12 protein-coding genes are annotated in these 13,854 nt (G+C 62.4%); 5 read left to right on the forward strand and 7 right to left on the reverse strand.

Annotated features, from left to right (window positions below):
- Window positions 1-39: 39 nt before the first annotated feature.
- The 3 genes from ACIX9_RS06085 to ACIX9_RS06095 all read right to left on the reverse strand — a co-directional run bounded on the left by ACIX9_RS06085 (window position 40) and on the right by ACIX9_RS06095 (window position 2,366).
- Window positions 40-801 carry a class II aldolase/adducin family protein gene (locus ACIX9_RS06085; protein WP_013579602.1) on the reverse strand — a complete coding sequence of 254 codons (762 nt, stop codon included), beginning with the start codon at window positions 799-801 and terminating at the stop codon, window positions 40-42.
- A 24-nt stretch (window positions 802-825) separates the two neighbouring features.
- Complete coding sequence (locus ACIX9_RS06090; RefSeq protein ID WP_013579603.1) at window positions 826-1,851, reverse strand: radical SAM protein; 1,026 nt, start codon at window positions 1,849-1,851, stop codon at window positions 826-828.
- A gap of 98 nt (window positions 1,852-1,949) precedes the next feature.
- Window positions 1,950-2,366: a hypothetical protein gene (locus ACIX9_RS06095; RefSeq protein WP_013579604.1), complete on the reverse strand. Its 417-nt coding sequence runs from the start codon at window positions 2,364-2,366 to the stop codon at window positions 1,950-1,952.
- Between the two features lie 265 nt (window positions 2,367-2,631).
- On the opposite strand from ACIX9_RS06095, the gene ACIX9_RS06100 reads away from it, so the two are divergent.
- From ACIX9_RS06100 to ACIX9_RS06115, 4 genes are read left to right on the forward strand one after another with little or no spacing between them, the layout of a single operon-like run.
- Window positions 2,632-4,215, forward strand: coding sequence for a ribulokinase (locus ACIX9_RS06100; RefSeq protein ID WP_013579605.1), 1,584 nt, complete (start codon window positions 2,632-2,634; stop codon window positions 4,213-4,215).
- A gap of 17 nt (window positions 4,216-4,232) precedes the next feature.
- The gene (gene araA / locus ACIX9_RS06105; RefSeq protein WP_013579606.1) at window positions 4,233-5,684 is read left to right on the forward strand and encodes an L-arabinose isomerase; all 1,452 of its coding nucleotides are present in this window, start codon (window positions 4,233-4,235) and stop codon (window positions 5,682-5,684) included.
- Window positions 5,685-5,693: 9 nt separating this feature from the next.
- On the forward strand, window positions 5,694-6,395 hold the full coding sequence (locus ACIX9_RS06110) for an L-ribulose-5-phosphate 4-epimerase (protein WP_013579607.1): 702 nt from the start codon (window positions 5,694-5,696) through the stop codon (window positions 6,393-6,395).
- 19 nt (window positions 6,396-6,414) lie between these two features.
- Window positions 6,415-7,014, forward strand: coding sequence for an HAD family hydrolase (locus ACIX9_RS06115; RefSeq protein ID WP_013579608.1), 600 nt, complete (start codon window positions 6,415-6,417; stop codon window positions 7,012-7,014).
- A 118-nt stretch (window positions 7,015-7,132) separates the two neighbouring features.
- On the opposite strand, the gene ACIX9_RS06120 is transcribed toward ACIX9_RS06115, so the two are convergent.
- Window positions 7,133-7,339 carry a TOBE domain-containing protein gene (locus ACIX9_RS06120; protein WP_013579609.1) on the reverse strand — a complete coding sequence of 69 codons (207 nt, stop codon included), beginning with the start codon at window positions 7,337-7,339 and terminating at the stop codon, window positions 7,133-7,135.
- A gap of 97 nt (window positions 7,340-7,436) precedes the next feature.
- Here ACIX9_RS06120 and ACIX9_RS24610 point away from each other — a divergent pair, with 97 nt between their 5' ends.
- On the forward strand, window positions 7,437-7,562 hold the full coding sequence (locus ACIX9_RS24610; protein ID WP_013579610.1) for a hypothetical protein: 126 nt from the start codon (window positions 7,437-7,439) through the stop codon (window positions 7,560-7,562).
- Between the two features lie 38 nt (window positions 7,563-7,600).
- Here ACIX9_RS24610 and ACIX9_RS27320 read toward each other — a convergent pair whose 3' ends face one another.
- From ACIX9_RS27320 to ACIX9_RS06135, 3 genes are all read right to left on the reverse strand, one after another.
- The gene (locus ACIX9_RS27320; protein ID WP_013579611.1) at window positions 7,601-10,981 is read right to left on the reverse strand and encodes a TonB-dependent receptor; all 3,381 of its coding nucleotides are present in this window, start codon (window positions 10,979-10,981) and stop codon (window positions 7,601-7,603) included.
- 174 nt (window positions 10,982-11,155) lie between these two features.
- On the reverse strand, window positions 11,156-11,581 hold the full coding sequence (locus ACIX9_RS27325) for a helix-turn-helix transcriptional regulator (RefSeq protein ID WP_013579612.1): 426 nt from the start codon (window positions 11,579-11,581) through the stop codon (window positions 11,156-11,158).
- Between the two features lie 115 nt (window positions 11,582-11,696).
- Entirely contained in the window at window positions 11,697-13,754 is a 2,058-nt protein-coding gene (locus tag ACIX9_RS06135) for a beta-galactosidase (protein WP_232298804.1), read from the reverse strand.
- Window positions 13,755-13,854 lie beyond the last annotated feature (100 nt).

Genomic DNA, 13,854 nt, shown 5'->3' on the forward strand with positions numbered 1-13,854 from the left:
GAGAGTGATCTTGCCGCGAGCCGCTTTGTTTGTGGTGGGTTAACGGCTTTCCACGACGAATAGTTCTGTTTCGTGCTGCTGGGTGCGGTGGGGGAGGGAGTCGGGCTCGTTGGTTTGGGCTGCGTTGTGGAGATACTTGGAGCGGGCCAGGTGGAGCTGCTCGATCTGCTGGGCGGTGAGGGGTTGGGCGGTGCCTAGCTGGTGGGCGACCAGGCTGACCTGGGCGAGATGCTCAAGGGTCTCCATCTTCTGGAAGGCTTCGAGCAGGGTGAGGCCGTAGCTGACGGCACCGTGGTTGGCGAGCAGGATGGCATCGTGGGCCGGAAGGTAAGGCGCGAGGCTCTCCGCGACCTCACAGGTGCCGGTGGTGGCGTAGCGTGCGAGGGGGACGATGCCAAGGGTCATAACGGCTTCCTGGCAGAGCATCTCGCTGAGGGCGCGGCCTGCGCAGGCGAAGGCCGTGGCGATGGGTGGGTGGGAGTGGATGACGGCCTGGACGTCGGGGCGCTGGTCGTAGACGGCGAGATGCATGCCAATCTCACTGGTGACCTTGCGTGTGCCTTCGAGGAGCCGGCCGCGAAGATCGACGATGACCATATCGGCCGGCTTGAGGAGGCATTTGCTGACGCCAGTGGGGGTGACGAGAAGGCGCTGGCGATCGAGGCGCACGGAGAGGTTGCCGGAGGTTCCTGGGGTGAAGCCGAGCCGGTGGACCCACTTGCCGAAACGGACCAGCTCCTGGCGCAACTGTGCTTCAGTCCTACACTCACTCTCCGCCGGGGCGTTGTTCCTGTCGTGCATCGTTCTCTCCTGAGGCAGTTCGGGCTAGAGGATCTTGAAGGGTGCTGGTTGCTGGGTGACGACGGGCTTAGGAGCAAAGCTTCTCTGAAGCTTACGCCAGCCTTTTCCAAATCGGTCAGAAGCCATGAAGATATGTCCTGCCGTGAGTGGCCCGATGATCTTATAGTGCCCGACGGCTGCGAGGCCAACTGAGGCGATACAGCCGCATTGCTGGCAATCTGGCTCGCCGCCGAACTGGCAGGGGGTGATCTGTGTGGTGAGGTCGGCGGAGATGGTTTCGGTGGTTCGGGCGAAGATGCACTCGTCTGGATTTCTGGGTGGGTTGGCGATTTCGTCGATGACGATCTCCGGCATGTCGAGGACGGGATATTTGACGCGGAGGAGCCTTAGTTCCGCGATGACGGCGGTGCGCTGGGCGGGTGTGAGGATCTCAGGGTCTGTGGCGCCGATCTGGGGGGTGAAGATGCTGAACCAGACCTTGGCGATCTCAGGGCGGGCGCTCCAGAAGGCGAGGAACTCGTCGAGGTAGCCGGGACGGTCGACGATCTGGGAGGTGACGGTGCAGTGGATGGTGACCTTTGCGCCGGCGATGTTCTTCAGGATGCGGTCATAGGTGGCTGGGGCGCGGCGAGCGTCGTGCTCGGGCTGGAGGCCATCGATGGAGACGACGACGTTGAGCTTGCTGTACTGCTTCCAGGCCGGGGGGATGATGCGGAAGGCGCTGGTGACGATCTGGGTGTGGACGCCGCGGCTTTCTAGCTGGGGGAGGAGGAGTTCGAGCTCGCGGTAGCGGACCATGGGGTCGCCACCGACGAGGGAGACGTGGAGGGGCTTGTGCTCGTCGATGACGGCGAGGACTTTTTGGACGAGCTCGTCGCCTTTGAAGTCGGAGAGCTGGCGGAGCTGGGTTGAGCCGCCGAGGTGGGCGGCGTCGAAGGCGTAGCAGCCGGGGCAGCGGAGGGGGCACTCCTTGGTGATTTCAATGGAAAGCGAGGGCGCGCGGCCAGACAGGATGGAGGCCCAGGCGTGGAAGACTTCAGACTTTTTCATTACTTCTCCAAACATCAAACGGCGGGGCCGAATGATCCGGTTACAGGGAGTCGCGAGCGGCTGGAGCGCCGTTCTGAGGACCTTGCGGAGAAGAGAGATCAGATCTGGAGGGGTTGGTTGTAGAGACTCAGCGCTGAGAGTGCTAGCGGGGGAGTCGGGACGGGGATCAACGAAGTTGCACGGGCGGGGGTGCGGGCTTTGGTGAGGTCTCCGTGCTGGAAGAGGAAGGAGAGCCATTGCCTGACGGCAAGGATGATGGCGATGCCTTTTTTGCGCTGCTGGAGGAGTACGAGTGCCAGACAGAGGCTTGTGGCGACGGCGAGGAGGCTTAGCTCGAAGTCTTGTCCACCATGGAGGAACTTATCGAAGTGCCAGAAGTACTCGGTGAGGGGCATGACGAGGACGAGGAGGGCGGTGACAAGGAGCAGGAGCCTGCTTCCTTTGACCCAGGCATGAGACATCTGATGCTTGGGCTGTCCGATGATGGTGGACGTGCGCTGCCGGGGGCCTCTCACCTCTTTATTTTACTCGGAATCGTGGTGTGGTTGGTCTGCGTTCCCGAACTTTGAGTGTCGGCCTGGCGACACTCAGGCCTTGCAGGCGCCGTCTGGGTTGATTATTGGGGGCGAGTTGAGGCGTTGGAGAATTGAGGGGCGGATGGGTGCCAGAAGTTCGAGGAAACGTTTACACTGGTCGAGTTATTCTTCATGCCGAAACGCTAGGTGGGAAGGGAATAGCCGGCGTCACGAGAACGTGGGCCGTGGAAGAAGGTCTGGAACCATGGCGATCGTAGCTGGAGTCGATTTTGGGACGTTAAGTGTTCGGGTGACCTTGCTGGATAGTGAGCGGGGGCGGCTGGGGACCGCTGCTGCCGGGTACCCGCTGCATCGGCGACGGGAAGATCCGGACTATGCGACGCAGTCTCACGACGACCAGATGAATGCGCTGGTGGAGGCGACGAAGGCCGTGCTGGCGCAGGCTGGGGTGGCGGGGACTGAGGTTGTGGCGCTGGCGCTGGATACGACTGGGTCGAGTGTGATTCCGGTGGATGCGCAGGTGCAGCCTCTGGATGAGTATTTGCTCTGGTGCGATCATCGGGCGCACAAAGAGGCGCAGAGGATTACGGAGCTGGCGCATGAGCAGGGGCTCGAGGCGATTGAGTGGTGTGGTGGGGTGTACTCGCATGAGTGGGGGTTTGCGAAGCTGCTGTACTGGCTGCGGAATAATCCGGAGAAGCGGGAGAGGTTTGCTACGGCGCTGGAGCACTGCGATATGGTGGCGGCGACGTTGATTGGGATCACGGACGTCGCCGAGGTGCCGCGGAGCATCTGCGCGATGGGGCATAAGTGGATGTGGAATCCGCGATGGGGTGGATTGCCCTCGCAGGAGTTTCTGTCGAGTGTGGACCCGCTGTTTGATGGAGTGCGGGAGAAGCTGACGGGGATCTACAGTACGTCGGAGAGGGTCGCGGGCGGGCTGAGTGCGGAGTGGGCGGAGCGGATGGGGCTCAAGGCTGGGATTCCGATTCCGGTGGGGGCGTTCGACGCGCATTGGGATGCGATTGGGGCCGGGTGCAAGGAAGGCGATGTCGTCAATGTGGTGGGGACTTCGACGTGCATTATTGCGATGGCGAAGACGACCAGCCTGATTCCGGGTGTGTGTGGGATTGTGCCGGGGAGCGTACATCCGGAGTTCGTGGGGATTGAGGCGGGGATGTCGGCTACGGGGGATATCTTTGAGGCGATTGCGAAACGGGCTGGGACGGATGTGAAGGCGCTCTCCCAAGGGCTGGATCAGTATGCTGCCGGGCAGACGGGGCTGTTGCGGATGAGCTGGGATAACGGCGACCGGACGGTGCTGGTGAATCCGGAGCTGGGTGGGATGACGCTGGGGTGGAACCTGGGGCATACGGCGCAGGACGAGTTGTTTGCTTCGATTGAAGGCACGGCGTTTCATACGAGGATCATCCTGGAACGGATGGCGGAGCATGGGGTGCCGGTGGATCGGGTGATCAATGGTGGCGGGATTCCGCAGAACAATACGGTGCTGAACCAGGTGTATGCGAACGTGCTGGGGAAGACTGTGCTGGTGCCGGATGGGACGCCGACGAGCCTGGGGTCGGGGATCTTTGCGCTGGTTGCGGCGGGAGTGTTTGCGTCGATTGAAGAGGCGCAGGCGAAGATGTGCCTGGCGTTCAGGACGTATGAGCCGGAGGCTGCGGCTGTGGCTCGGTATGACGAGTTGTTTGAGATTTATAAGGCGATCTACTTTGCGTTTGGTGCGAAGGATGGAGCCGCCGTGGCGATGGGGCATGTGCTTCCTGAGCTTCGGCGGATTGCTGTGGAAGCTCGAAAGACTGTTTGAGAATGAGGATGAAGCGAATGACTTTGGATCACCTGGAAGTATGGTTTGTGACTGGCAGCCAGCATCTTTATGGGGCTGAGGCTTTGGCGAAGGTTGCGGAGAATTCGCAGAAGATTGCGGCTTCGTTGAATGCGGAGACGGGCATCCCGGTGAAGGTGGTTTTCAAGCCGGTGCTGACGACGGCGGATGAGATCACGGAGCTTTGCCGTGAGGCGAACAATGTGAAGAGCTGCATTGGGCTTGTGCTTTGGATGCATACGTTCTCGCCGGCGAAGATGTGGATTGCGGGACTGAAGTCGCTGACGAAGCCCTTCCTGCATCTGCATACGCAGTTCAATCGTGAGCTGCCGTGGGCGACCATCGATATGGACTTCATGAATCTGAATCAGGCGGCACATGGGGATCGTGAGTTTGGGTTTATTACCTCTCGGCTGAAGCTGCCGCGCAAGGTGGTGGTGGGGTTCTGGCAGGATGCGGTGACTGTGGCGGAGATTGCTGCTTGGACTCGCGCTGCTGCGGGTTGGTATGAATCGCAGAACCTGAAGGTGGTGCGGTTCGGCGACAACATGCGCGATGTTGCGGTGACGGATGGCAATAAGGTTTCGGCCGAGGCGGTGCTGGGGTACAGCGTCAATGGCTATGGGGTGATGGACCTGGTCGACCGCATGAACCAGTTTGGGGATGCGGAGGTGGATCAGCTTGTGGCGGAGTATCGCGACGCTTACACGATCACGAAGGAGCATGATCGCGTGAGCACGCTGCGGTCTGCGGCGAAGATCGAGTTGGGGATTCGGGCGTTCCTGGTTGAGGGTGGGTATGGGGCGTTTACGGATACGTTCCAGGATCTGCATGGGCTGGATCAGTTGCCGGGGATCGCGGTGCAGCGGTTGATGGCGGATGGATATGGGTTTGCCGGTGAGGGCGACTGGAAGACGGCTGCTCTCGTTCGCACGATGAAGGTGATGGCGCTGGGGATGACGGGTGGGACGTCATTCATGGAGGACTATACGTATGACTTCAGCGGGACGCCTAAGATTCTGGGCTCGCACATGCTGGAGATCTGTCCTTCGATTGCGGCGGATAAGCCATCGCTGGAGGTTCATGCGCTGGGGATTGGCGGGAAGGGCGATCCGGCTCGGCTGGTGTTTACGGCTCCGGATGGACCGGCGGTTTGTGCTTCGATTGTGGAGATGAGTGAGGGGTATCGGCTCATCGTCAATGAGGTGGATGTGATTCAGCCGGAGCAGGCGCTGCCGAAGCTGCCTGTGGCTCGTGCGGTGTGGGTGCCGAGGCCGAGTCTGAAGGTTGCGGCTGCGGCTTGGATCTATGCGGGTGGAGCGCACCATACGTGCTTCAGCCAGGCGCTGACGACGGAGCATCTGGAGGACTTCGCGGAGATTGCGGGGATCGAGATGATTGTGATCGATGCGGATACGAAGCTGCGGGAGTTGCGGCGGCAGGTACGTTAGGAGTTGACGATGCTTTTGAAGGAACTGCGGGAAGAGGTGCTCGAGGCGAACCTGGAGCTGGTTCGTCGGGGGCTGGTGCTTTATACGTTTGGCAATGCTTCCGGGGTCGACCGGGAGCAGGGGCTGGTGGTCATCAAGCCCTCTGGCGTGGACTACGACGACCTGAAGCCGGAGCACATGGTGGTGACGGACCTGGACGGGAAGATCGTCGAAGGGACGCTGCGGCCATCGTCCGACCTGGATACGCATACGCTGCTGTATCGGGAGTTTACGGAGATTGGGGCGGTGGTGCATACGCACTCGGAGTTTGCTACCAGCTTTGCGCAGGCGGGGCTTGCGATTCCGGCGTTTGGGACTACGCATGCGGACTATTTTTATGGGCCGGTGCCGGTGACGGCTGCGCTGACGGATGAGGCGATCAGCGGGCGGTATGTGCATGAGACGGGGCTGGCGATTGTGGAGCGGTTCAAGGGGGAACATCCGCTCGATCCGCTGGCTGTGCCGGCTTGCCTGGTGAATGGGCATGCACCGTTTGTGTGGGGGCGGACGGCGCATGATGCGGCACATAATGCTGTGGTGCTGGAGGCGGTGGCGAAGATGGCTTATCGGACTCTGACGCTGCAGGCGGACGTGCTGGGGGTTTCGCAGGCGCTGCTGGATCGGCACTACTTCAGGAAGCATGGGAGTGCGGCTACTTACGGGCAGAAATGACGGCGGGTAAACTGGATGTATGAGTGAAACTGCGTTAGTTCTGCCTGAGGGCGAGTTCAAGGCTTTTCTGTTTGATATGGATGGGACCGTTGCGGACTCCATGCCGATCCACTACCTGGCCTGGGTGAAGGCTGTGACGGAACAGGGTGGGACGTTTCCCGAGGATGTGTTTTATGCGTGGGGCGGGATACCGCCGGCTCGGGTGGCGGCGATGCTGAATGAGAAGTATGGCTACTCTCTGGATGCTACGGAGGTGACGCGGCGGAAGGAGGAGCTTTACTTCGAGTCGCTGCCTACGATCAAGCCGATCGCTTCCGTGGTGGCGCATATCGAGGCTTCGCGGGGGAAGATCCGGTTTGCGATTGTTTCGGGGTCGCCGCGGGAGTCGATTGAGAAGACGCTGACTTTTCTGGGGCTGCTGGATAGTTTTGAGGTGCTGGTTGGGGCGGAGGATTATGCGAAGGGTAAGCCTGATGCGGAGCCGTTTTTGAGGGCTGCGGAGTTGCTTGGGATTGCTCCCAAGGACTGCCTGGTGTTTGAGGATGCGGATGCGGGGATTGCTTCGGCTGAGGCTGCTGGGATGAGCTGGGTGAGGGTGCCTGGGCCGGTGTTGGCTTAAAGAATCTTGTGCCCACCGGGGCTAAAGCCCTGTACTTGCCATACCCGTTGACGGGGGGGCTGAAGCCCCCCTCTAATCCGAACGGCAACGGCAAGTACAACGCGACGGGCGACTGGGCTTAGTCGGTCATGAGCATGATTTCTGTGGACTTGATGACGGCGGTTACGGTGCTGCCTACCTGGATGTTGAGGTCTTCTACGCTTTGGCGGGTGATGACGGATTCGATGAGGTTGTCGCCTACCCGGACGGATACTTTGGCGGTGACTACTCCTAGGACGACTGATTCTACGGTGCCTTTTAGCTGGTTGCGGGCTGAGATCTTCATGGGGTGATTGTAGTGGTTGGGTGGGTGGATTTTTGGTTCGCTGCGGTATGTAAACAGACAACAGCGGCTGCCCGGGGCTAAAGCCCGCTTATTTTCCATGCCGCTTGACGGGGGGCTGAAGCCCCCCTCTAATCCGAACGGCAACGGCAACGGCAACGGCAACGGCAACGGCAACAGCAACTGCAACTGCCAATACGGAGGTTCTGAGCTTCGCTCAGAATGACGACCTTTTATAGCAATGACGACCTTTCAGAGTTGGGTTTAACGGCTGAGGCGTAGGGCGAATTGGACTACGCGGGGGTCGGTGGTGGTGGCGGTGATGCTGCCGAAGGCTGCGTTGCCTACGCTGCCGTTGGGTTGGGCGAAGGCGGGGGTGTTGGTGATGTCGAAGATCTCGGCGCGGAACTCTACGTCTGTGCGGTCGCCGATGTGGGTGTGCTTGACGAGGGCGGCGTCGAGGTCCCGGAAGGCTGGGCCGCGGACCGGGTTGCGGGAGGCGTTGCCGATGACGAAGGTGGGTGCGGCCTGGAAGGCGGCGGTGTTGAAGAACTTGCCTGGGGAGCGGAGTTCCGGGGCGAACTTGGGGTTCGCGATGAGGTTGGGGCGCTGGAGGGAGAAGCCGGCGAAGGCGTTGTTGTTTGTCGCTTGCGTGACCGTGACGGGCATGCCGGACTGGAGGCTCATGATGGCGTTGAGTTGCCAGCCGCCGAGGAGGGTGTTGCCGATGGCGTTGTTGGCGAAGCGGTGGTTGCGGCCGGCGGGGAGGTCGTAGATGGCGCTGAGGGAGGTGACGTTGGGCATGTCGCCGTTGGAGGAGTCGCGCTCGAGGCGGGGGGTGAAGGCGTCGGCGGCGATGAGGGAGCTGGTGTTGGGCGAGGAGAGGACGGTGGAGGAGAAGACGGAGGAGGCGTCGTCGATGAGCTTGGAGTGGGTGTAGGCGGCGAGGAGGTACATGCCTTTGGTGAGGCGCTGCTCTACCTTGGCTTCAATGGCGTTGTAGTTGGTGGTGCCGGAGTTGTTGCGGTAGGTGGCTACGTTCTGGAAGCGCGGGTATGGCTTGAGGAGCTGGGCGTTGGAGATGGTGGCTGCGCCGAGGGTGCCGGGAAGCTGGCCGGCGTAGGGGTTGGTGACCTTGGTCTGGAGGGCGGTGCCTCCGGCGGTGAGCTGGGCCTGGGTGAGCTGGTTGAGGTTCGAATCCGGGATGCCGACGTGGACGATGTGGGAGCCGACGTAGGCTACGTCAACGGAGAGGTTGTTGGTGACCTGGCGCTGGAAGGCGAGGTTCCATTGCTGGACGTAGCCGGAGCCTGCGGTGCGGTTGGCGGTGTAGACGGACTGACCGAGGCCAGCGCTGGGGGTGAGGGCGATGGGCGCTACCGTGGGGCCGTTCGAGAGGGTGAAGGGCGAGGAGATGCTGTCTTGCGTCGCCTGCTGGACGTTCTGGATGAAGGGGAACTGGGGGACGGTGAAGGGAGTGGTAATGCCGGACTGGTCGATGAAGACGATGCCGAAGCCGGCGCGGATGACGGTCTTGGGGTCTACGAGATAGGTGAGGCCGAGGCGGGGGGCTACGTTGGTGTAGTGGAGCTGGCGGGCGGATTTGGAGTTGCCGTTGACTCCTACGTAGTCAAGCTGCTGGGTGGCGAGGTTGAAGATTGCGCCCTGGTTGTTCTTTTCTGTCGAAGGGAAGTGGAGGGTCCATCGTGCGCCGATGTTGAAGGTGAGGCGGTCTGTGGCGCGCCAGTCGTCCTGAACGAAGTACTCCTGGATGTGGTCGCGGGGACGGAGCTTGGAGGTCTGGAGGTCGATGGAGAAGGTATCGACCTGGCCGAGGAGGAAGCTGGCGAGGGCGTTGCCGCCGGTGGTGGCGGCTGCGGCGGTGGATTGGGTGTTGGTGCCGGTGGTGGTGAAGGCAAAGCTGCCGGTGGGGTTGGGCGGGGCGATGGTGTTGAGCTGATACCAGCGATAATCGACGCCGAACTTCAGGGCGTGGCGGCCTCGGGTGAAGTTGACGGAGTCCGTGAACTGCCAGACGGCGGTCTGGAAGTTGGCAAAGGTGCTGGCAGCAGGGCCGAACTGCTGGAAGGCTCCGGCGGAGAAGGTGAAGAGGGGCAGGGCATTGTTGAAGGCGGCATTGGTAGGGATGCCGGGGATGCCGAGCGCGGTGGAGGCGGTGTTGGCGAGCGAGGGTCCAGAGGAGATATTGCCGCGACGGGTGTAGCCGACGTGGGCGTCGTTGAGGAGGTGGTCTGTGAAGGTGTGGGTTTCACCGAAGACGGCCTGCTGGCCGAGGATGCTGGTGAGGCCTGAGACTGCGCCGGTGCCGATGATGCCGGTGACGGCGGGGCCGCTGCCATCGGGGAGGAAGGTGATGGGTTGCTCGACCTCGTTGTAGTAGGAGTAACGGCCGAAGGCTCGGTCGCGACTGCGGAAGGCTCCGTCTACGCGGAAGTCGAACTGGTTCTGGTGGTCGGCGTCATTGGCGGTGCGGGAGTAGTTGTTGGCGAGTGCGGTGGTGAGGGGTAGAGGGTAGCGGGCGAGGAGGGCGAGGGCCGCAGGGTCGCATTTGATGAGGGCGCAGTTGATGGAGTCGTTGGCGAACTCTGTGCGTATGGTGCGGCCGCCGGTGGTGGTGGCGGCGAAGGGGTTGTAGATCTTGGAGACGCCGGCGAAGCTGTAGACGCTGGGGGTGACGAGGCCGCGCTCTGCGAGGGTGGGGACGGTGGAGGTGACGGTCTTGCCGATGAGCTGCTTGACGCCCTGGTAATCGCCGAAGACGAAGAGGCGGTTGTGGAGGATGGGCGCGCCGAGGGTGGCACCGTAGAGGTTGCGGCGGTACTCGGGTTTGCGGGGGACGGTGGCGGCGGGGGAGAAGTAGTTGCGGGCGTTGAGGATCTCGTTGCGGAAGTACTCGAAGAGGCTGCCGTGGATCTGGTTGGAGCCGCTGCGGGTGGCTACGTTGACGACGCCGCCGTTGAAGCGGCCGAACTCAGCGGGGACGTTGTCGGCTTCGATGGTGAAGGCCTGGATGTCGTCGACGATGGGGAAGTAGGCGACCTGGCCGGGCTCGGGCTGGAGGGCTGAGATGCCGTCGTAGATGTACTCGTTGGTGCGGGGGCGGCCGCCGTTGATGCGGGGAAGGAGGGTGCCGGGAGGGAGCTCGACGCCGGGGGCGAGGGTGGCGAGCTGGATGAAGTTACGGGTGTTGAGGGGCATGGCGGCGACTGTCGTGCCGGGGATGTTGGTCTCGATGTTGGAGGTGGCTTGCTGGAGGAGTGGTGCGTCGGCTGTGACGGTGACGGACTGGGTCTCCGAGCCGACGACGAGCGGGAGATCCGCCGTGACGGTCTGGCCGACGATGACGGTGACGCCGCGGCGGGAGAGATGCTGGAAGCCGGGGGCGGTGACGTCGAGCGTGTAGGTGCCGGGGACGAGGTGGGTGAAGGTGTAGTCGCCGGCGCTGCTGGAGGTGGTCTGCTGAGGGATGGCTGTGGCGGCGCTGCGGAGGGTGATGGCGGCGTTGGGGACGGCGGCTCCGGAGGCATCGACGACGCGGCCCTGGAGGTCTGCGGCGACCTGGGCGTAGGCAGCTGAGGCTGAGATGGCGAAGAGGGAGGCAGAGACGATGGGGTGCAGCTTCACGCGTGGGGCTCCTGAAGGCTCGGGTGTGCGGGCCTGGACATTAGAAAAAGAGGGTTACAGACGGAGGAGTGCTGCCTGGAGCAGACGTGCTTCTACGGACAGTTCATCTTCAGTCTGCGGTGGTTCGACTTTAGATGAATTGATCCGTATAGGTCAATTGTGTTGCGGGATGGGTCAGGCGGGGTCGGTGAGGCGCTCGATCATGACGTCCGTGGACTTGATGAGGGCGGCGGCGGAGTCACCTTTTTTGAGGCGGAGTTCATGGACGGCGCTGGCGGTGATGATGGCGGTGATGTGGCTGCCGGCGACGGCCAGGATGACCTCGGCCAGGAGGCCTTCTACGCGGATGCTGACGACCTTGCCTGCGAGCTGGTTGCGGCCGGAGACGCGGCGGTAACGCTCGCGGGACTCTGGTGCGGGTTTGGCGGCGTCCGAGGCGAGGAAGGGCTTGAGGGTGGACTCGGCGATGCGGTGATGGCCGCCGGGAGTGGGGCTGGTGGCGAGCTTGCCGGAGAGAATCCACTGCTTGATGGTGGGGTAGCTGATGCCGAGGAGACGAGCAGCTTCGCGGGGAGTCAGCATGGGGTCGAGTGCGGGCATGGGGTGATTGTAGGAGATAAAGAGCTAAGAGCAAGGCGTAACGGGGAAAAGACGGATAAAAGCGGGATAAGAGGGGAGCCTGGGATTGTTTGCGGGCTCCTCTCTTTTTATTTTTCTAAGGTGTGGTTAGGACGGCTACTTCGTGGGCGGGTAGGTCCAGGGTGGGGGCGGAGGATGAGGTTAGGAGGTTCTTCATGTTTGCGGGGAGGATGATGTGCTGTGGGGTGTTGGTGTGGTTGATGATGATCCAGACTGGAGGCTTGTTGGGGGCGGTGCGGGGCATCAGTTCTACGCCGGTGGGGAGGTTGGGGAGCGTGGGGTGGATGTCTGCGGCGGATAGGAGTTGGGTGGCTACTGAGGCCATGAGTTTGGGGTCGAGGACTGTGCCGATGTAGGTGAGGGTGCCCTTGCCGTAGGGGTGGGAGACGGCGGCGGGTTTGCCTGCTAACCAGCCATTTTCTGGGCCGTAGGTGAGGAGCACTTTGGTGTCCGGTTGGGTGGAGAGGACTTCTGCCCAGATGCTTGCGGTGCCGGTGCCGAGAGGGCCGGAGACCGTTGGGGCGGGGTCTTTGGGATCGAGGGCGTAGAACTGGTCTACGTGGGCTCCGAGGGCTTCTGTGAATGGGCCGGGTTGACGGTGGGGGTCGAGGCCGTTGTCGGCGTTCTTCATGGCGGAACGTGTGCCCAGGACGAGTTGGCCCCCTTGTTTGACGTAGGCGAGGAGGTGAGCGGCTTCGGCTTCCGAGAGGATGTTGAGGGCGGGGGCGAAGACGATGGGGTAAGGGGTGAGGTCGGACTCGGGGGAGATGACGTCTATGGTCTGGGCGATGGGGGAGATGGCGCGGTAGGTGTCGAGGACGTTCTTCGGGTAGTCGAAGTCGGCGGAGTGCTTCTGGAAGTCGATGGCCCAGTGGGCGTCGTAGGACTGGAGAATGGCGACCTGGGCGTGGGGGCTGGTGCCGGCGAGGGCAGGGCCGGCGGCGGCGAAGTCTGCGCCAAGCTTCGCGATCTCTGAGTAGATAGGGACGGGTTCACCGTCGGCTCCGACGAGGGTGCCGTGGTACTCCTCCTGGCCGTTGAGGGCGGAGCGCCACTGCCAGTAGAGAACTGCGTCGGCACCGTGGCCGATGGCCTGCCATGCCATCTCTCGCGTGACTCCGGGGGGCAGGGCGGTGTTGATGGGACCCCAGTTGACGAAGGCGGGCTGGGTCTCCATGACCCAGAAGTTCTTCTGCTTGTAGCCGCGGACGAGGTCGTGGAGGGCGGCGTTGCGGGGGTAGTCGGGGTGGCCGTCCGGGACGTAGTCGTCCCAGGCTGCCATGTCCAGATTCTTATGCATGATGTAGTGGTCGTAGGTGGAGAACCAGCCCATGGTGTTGGTGGTGATGAACTGGGACTTGAGGGCGAGGGGGCGGATGGTGTCGGCCTGGGCGCTGATGTAGGAGGTCCAGGTGTCGGTGACGAAGTGCTTGTAGTCGAGCAGGAGCGCGGGGTTTTCACCGCGGGAGTGATAGGGGACCTGGTCGAAGGTGTCATAGGTCTGGGACCAATAGGCGGTAGTCCAGCGGCGGTTGAGGTCTGCTATGTTGCCGTACTTTTTCTGGAGCCACTGGTGCCATTGGAGTTTGGCTGAGTCGTCGAAGGTGGGGTCGCCGATCTCGTTGTCGATCTGCCAGCCGAGGACGTTGGGGTTGTGGCCGTAGCGTGCGGCCATGGCGTGGGCTACGCGGACGCAGAGCTCGCGGTATTTGGGATTGTTGGCGGAGAACTGCTCGCGGCCTCCGTGCTCGTCGCGGCGGCCACCTTCGTCGATGCGGAGGGTTTCGGGGTATTTGGCGGTGAGCCACGCGGGCGGGGCGGCGGTGGGGGTGCCGAGAACTACTGAGATGTGGTGCTTTGCGGCGGCGGCTATGGCGTGATCGAGCCAGACGAAGTCGAAGTGGTTGTCGGAGGGCTCCATGGTGGACCAGGCGAACTCGCCTACGCGGACGACGTGCATGTGAGCCTGTTCCATGAGGGTGAGGTCGTGGTCCCACTGGGCCTCCGGCCACTGCTCCGGGTACCAGGCTGCGCCGAGGAGGAGTGGAGGCTGCGGAGTCGTGGCCTGGGTGAAGGAGGCTGATGGGATGAGGGCAAGGAGCAGAGCGGCGAGCAGGGTTTGGGGCAGGCGCAAGATGGGAAACCTCATATGAGACTGGAGCTATAGGGTCGCGTGTTGTGGTGAAAGTTGCAAGTTGCGAAGGGCAAGGGGCGGTTGTTCAGGGGTGGCTGCA

Source organism: Granulicella tundricola MP5ACTX9, from assembly GCF_000178975.2.
Taxonomy (GTDB): domain Bacteria; phylum Acidobacteriota; class Terriglobia; order Terriglobales; family Acidobacteriaceae; genus Edaphobacter; species Edaphobacter tundricola.

What these genes read in the sequence shown, in the direction of transcription:
- ACIX9_RS06120 (WP_013579609.1), bottom strand. Translation starts at nt 7,339, where the DNA reads ATGAAGATCTCAGCCCGCAACCAGCTAAAAGGCACCGTAGAATCAGTC.
- ACIX9_RS27325 (WP_013579612.1), bottom strand. Translation starts at nt 11,581, where the DNA reads ATGCCCGCACTCGACCCCATGCTGACTCCCCGCGAAGCTGCTCGTCTC.
- ACIX9_RS24610 (WP_013579610.1), top strand. Translation starts at nt 7,437, where the DNA reads ATGCCGCTTGACGGGGGGCTGAAGCCCCCCTCTAATCCGAACGGCAAC.
- ACIX9_RS06100 (WP_013579605.1), top strand. Translation starts at nt 2,632, where the DNA reads ATGGCGATCGTAGCTGGAGTCGATTTTGGGACGTTAAGTGTTCGGGTG.
- araA (WP_013579606.1), top strand. Translation starts at nt 4,233, where the DNA reads ATGACTTTGGATCACCTGGAAGTATGGTTTGTGACTGGCAGCCAGCAT.
- ACIX9_RS06090 (WP_013579603.1), bottom strand. Translation starts at nt 1,851, where the DNA reads ATGAAAAAGTCTGAAGTCTTCCACGCCTGGGCCTCCATCCTGTCTGGC.
- ACIX9_RS06115 (WP_013579608.1), top strand. Translation starts at nt 6,415, where the DNA reads ATGAGTGAAACTGCGTTAGTTCTGCCTGAGGGCGAGTTCAAGGCTTTT.
- ACIX9_RS06085 (WP_013579602.1), bottom strand. Translation starts at nt 801, where the DNA reads ATGCACGACAGGAACAACGCCCCGGCGGAGAGTGAGTGTAGGACTGAA.
- ACIX9_RS06110 (WP_013579607.1), top strand. Translation starts at nt 5,694, where the DNA reads ATGCTTTTGAAGGAACTGCGGGAAGAGGTGCTCGAGGCGAACCTGGAG.